At 36.8% G+C, this 1,031-nt stretch carries 1 protein-coding gene; it reads right to left on the bottom strand.

What is annotated here, in order from left to right; translation table 11 throughout:
- Positions 1 to 1,031: hypothetical protein (locus ACFSY7_RS10325; protein WP_380147776.1), on the bottom strand; the 1,031-nt coding region annotated here is incomplete at both ends.

Below are 1,031 nucleotides of genomic sequence, written 5' to 3'. Positions count from 1 at the left end.
GATTCAACCAATGCGTTGTTGGCATCTTGGATTTTCGTTGTATAGGTATCAGATAAAGTAGTTAAGTTGTTGTATAACTCTTGTTTCGACTTCTGCAGTTGTTCATCAAAGTATTTGCGCTTTTGAGAATCTTTTGCATACTCTTTGCCGATTTCTTTAATCAATGCGATTTGTTTATTCGCTCCGATTGTTTCGTCTGCCAGGATAGAATCAACTGTTCGCTTATTTAACTCATAGCGCACTGTTGCGATTTCTTTGTCGACTTTCGTCTCGGCACCTTTAACATCCTTATACTTCTCTTTCGTCTGTTCTAGCTTTTTCAAATACTTCTCAATGGTGTAGTCGCCATTTTGATAATTGTTGCCGATTTGCGTCATCTTGCTGTTGAATAATTCTTTATTGATCGATGCAGTTTTGGCGGCTACTTTAGACGCAGCATTTGTAACTGACTTATATGTTTTAGCTAATTTGTTCATCTTTGTTGTATATGCTTCAGCACTGATTTTATTTGCTTTGTATTGATTCTCTAAGTTTGTCATTTCCTTAGAAAATTCTTTGCTGTTTACAGTGGCCGTCTTAGATGCAACCTTAGAAGCGGCATTTTCAACATTACTGTACGTTTTAGCAAGCTTATTCATTTCATCAATATATTTAGTGCCAGTGATTTTATTTGCAGAATACTTATTCGACAAATTTGTCATCTTACTGTTGAATGCTTTTTGTTGTTTTAAGTACGCATTGTGCGCCTCTTGTTGCGCTTTTTTAGCGGCTGCAGTTGTTGTTTTCGCAATCTTTGCATTGACTGTTGCAATCGCATTCGTCACACTTTTATATTTTTGACCAAGCGCTTTAGCTTCTTTTACATAAGTTTTCGTGCTGATAGATCCAGCAGATAAACGTAAATCTAAGTTTTTAAGTGAATCGTTGAACGCCTTTTTAGCCGCATTTGCTGTCTTTTTAGCACTTGCTGTAACAACTTTCGTTTTCGATGTAATACCATTCGCAAAACCCTGCCCAGTATGTTCACCAAG

The sequence above is a fragment of the Kurthia populi genome (genome assembly GCF_042686175.1).
GTDB classification, from domain to species: Bacteria; Bacillota; Bacilli; order Bacillales_A; family Planococcaceae; genus Kurthia; species Kurthia populi.
Note: the sequence above shows the minus strand (reverse complement) of the source record. Positions and strands in the feature narration are given on the sequence as shown.